General features: G+C 62.4%; 3 protein-coding genes. 2 read left to right on the top strand and 1 reads right to left on the bottom strand.

Translation table 11 applies throughout. The features are described 5' to 3' along the window. Positions 1 to 208 precede the first annotated feature (208 nt). The gene (locus tag DM374_RS32335) at positions 209 to 1,492 is read left to right on the top strand and encodes an NAD(P)/FAD-dependent oxidoreductase (RefSeq protein WP_110973518.1); all 1,284 of its coding nucleotides are present in this window, start codon (positions 209 to 211) and stop codon (positions 1,490 to 1,492) included. A gap of 13 nt (positions 1,493 to 1,505) precedes the next feature. Here DM374_RS32335 and DM374_RS32330 read toward each other — a convergent pair whose 3' ends face one another. Next, the gene (locus tag DM374_RS32330) at positions 1,506 to 2,234 is read right to left on the bottom strand and encodes a peptidase C39 family protein (RefSeq protein ID WP_110973517.1); all 729 of its coding nucleotides are present in this window, start codon (positions 2,232 to 2,234) and stop codon (positions 1,506 to 1,508) included. Positions 2,235 to 2,389: 155 nt separating this feature from the next. Here DM374_RS32330 and DM374_RS32325 point away from each other — a divergent pair, with 155 nt between their 5' ends. Beyond that, positions 2,390 to 2,569 (top strand): hypothetical protein, encoded by a 180-nt coding sequence (locus DM374_RS32325; RefSeq protein ID WP_110973516.1) that lies wholly within the window; start codon positions 2,390 to 2,392, stop codon positions 2,567 to 2,569. Positions 2,570 to 2,788 lie beyond the last annotated feature (219 nt).

Genomic DNA, 2,788 nt, shown 5'->3' with positions numbered 1-2,788 from the left:
AGGCGGCATTCTACGCATTCGGCAAAGTGTGTCAACAGCTTTTTTCAGCTAAACCACTGAATAATAAAATTATTTATGCATAAACCGGGTTTTCGATGTTTTCGACCGTCCGGCTGGCGGGTGTTTATTATTATTGATAGGATCTGCATATTCGTAAAAAATACAAAACACACAACTACAAAGTCACACAGATTCGAGGTCCCGCCCCATGGCCGCCACTCCTTACCCACAGTCCTATTACGCCGCTTCGGCCAATCCAGTGCCGCAGCGCCCTGCCCTGCAGGAAGAAGTCGAGACCGATGTCTGCGTGATCGGCGCCGGTTACACCGGTCTGTCCAGCGCCCTGTTCCTTCTGGAACACGGCTTCAAAGTCACCGTGCTCGAAGCCGCCAAAGTCGGTTTCGGCGCGTCGGGCCGTAACGGCGGCCAGATCGTCAACAGCTACAGCCGCGATATCGATGTCATCGAGCGCACCGTCGGCCCGCGCCAGGCACAACTGCTCGGGCAAATGGCCTTCGAAGGCGGCCGCATCATTCGTGAGCGCGTGGCCAAGTACAACATCCAGTGCGACCTTAAGGACGGTGGTGTGTTTGCCGCCGTGACCAACAAGCAGATGGGCCACCTGGAATCGCAGAAGCGCCTCTGGGAGCGCTTCGGCCACACCCAACTGGAACTGATGGACAAGAACCGCCTGCGCGAAGTGGTCGCCTGCGACAGCTATGTCGGCGGCATGCTCGACATGAGCGGCGGTCATATCCACCCCCTGAATCTGGCACTGGGCGAAGCCGCCGCCGTGGAGTCCCTGGGTGGCAAGATTTACGAACAGTCCCCGGCCATCCGCATCGACCGTGGCGCCAACCCGGTAGTACACACCCCGAACGGCCGCGTACGCGCCAAGTTCATCATCGTTGCCGGCAACGCCTACCTCGGCGGCCTGGTGCCGGAACTGCAAGCCAAGTCGATGCCGTGCGGCACCCAGGTGATCACCACCGAGCCGCTGAGCGATGAGCTGGCCCGCACGCTGCTGCCGCAAGACTACTGCGTCGAAGACTGCAACTACCTGCTCGACTACTATCGCCTGACCAGCGACAAGCGCCTGATCTTCGGCGGCGGCGTGGTCTACGGCGCCCGCGACCCGGCGAACATCGAGGCGATCATCCGTCCGAAGATGCTCAAGGCGTTCCCGCAACTGAAAGACGTGAAGATCGACTACGCCTGGACCGGCAACTTCCTGCTGACCCTGTCGCGCCTGCCGCAAGTCGGTCGTCTGGGCGACAACATCTACTACTCCCAGGGTTGCAGTGGTCACGGCGTGACCTACACCCACCTCGCCGGCAAGGTGCTGGCCGAGGCGTTGCGCGGTCAGGCCGAGCGTTTCGACGCCTTTGCCGAACTGCCGCACTACCCGTTCCCGGGCGGTCACCTGATGCGCGTACCGTTCAGCGCTATCGGCGCCTGGTACTACACCCTGCGCGACCGCCTGGGCGTGTAACATCCGGCGGCCGTCAGCGTCCGAGGGCGTTGACGGCCTGCCGCGCGGCCTGTTCCTGGCCTGCCTGGGCCAGGTCATTCGCCGCCTTGAGCCAGCGCTGCCGGTCCACCTGGGCCGGCAGTTGCTTCGGTTGCTGCACCAGCACCGCCCAGCCCCCTTCCTTCTTCCACGCCGATTCGAAAGAACCGAAGTCCATCAGCATGCGCCGGCTGTTTCCGGCACGCAGCAGCACACGCTCCTTGTAGCGGTCGTAGCCGACCAGCAGGGCGTAACGCGGCTCACTCCAGAATGCCGAGCCCTCCTGATAGCGCAACAACACCGGATTACCCGCCGCCACTTGCGTGAGCAGGGCCGGCAGCCTGCTGTCCAGCGGATAAACCACCATGCCGTATTGCTGGGCGACGGTTTGCATCGACGCCTGTAGACGCTCCTGCGCCTGAGGCAGTTTCAGCGCACCTTCCAGCAGCCCTGGCGTGATGCGCACGCCTTGCTGCGAGAGGATCGCCGCCAATGCCATTGGCGCGCTCTGGTTGGCGTTGCCACGGAAGAACGGCACCGTGCCGAGTTCGACCCGCTGCGGCAGTTGCTTGAGTTCGGAAGACTGCTGGCTGGCGCAGCCGGCCAGGGTCGCGGCCAGCAGGCAGGCGGCAAAAACACGGCGTGGCGTTGTGGAAAGGATCGGCATGGGTCCTCGCTTGAGCGGATGCCAGGCAGGCAACGCCCGGGCTTGAGCGGCGATCATAGGCCGACGGACGGCATCGGTATAGCCCGCGCCCGCCTTAGAACAAAGCGGCCCAAGGCCTCAGACCATCGGTCAATAGCCTGAAATAAGTGAGCGTCTAGACTAAGGGGGTGTCTGAGTTACTGGTCCTGCCTGTACTGAAGAAGGAGGCACCCATGAGCCTGACCATGGCGATTTTCATGTTGATCGCAGCCTGGCTGAGTGTGGCGGCTGCGATGTTGTGGGGGGTGTTGCGTATCGCCCGCCGGCATCATCTGCACCATCAACAGCCTGATCCACACGTGAATGCGCCGGAACCTCGGCGCTCGCACCGCCGTCCTGCCAACGCTCACTGATCTGTTGCTCGCGGCCATGGATTGGGGATTTGGGCTTGGGTGATGCGAGCTTATCCATTCGATTTGGCGAGGCTGCCGGCCCCTTCCGCCCTTACGGCGGCCTACTTTTCTGCTTGGGAAAAGTAGGCAAAACCGCTCGCTCCCGCATCCGGCCCTACGCTGCGCTTCGGGTCCCCTCGCTACGGTGCCTTCCGGGGCCACGCGGCCTACGACTTGCAA

It is taken from the genome of Pseudomonas huaxiensis (genome assembly GCF_003231275.1).
In the GTDB taxonomy this organism is placed as follows: domain Bacteria; phylum Pseudomonadota; class Gammaproteobacteria; order Pseudomonadales; family Pseudomonadaceae; genus Aquipseudomonas; species Aquipseudomonas huaxiensis.
Note: the sequence above shows the minus strand (reverse complement) of the source record. Positions and strands in the feature narration are given on the sequence as shown.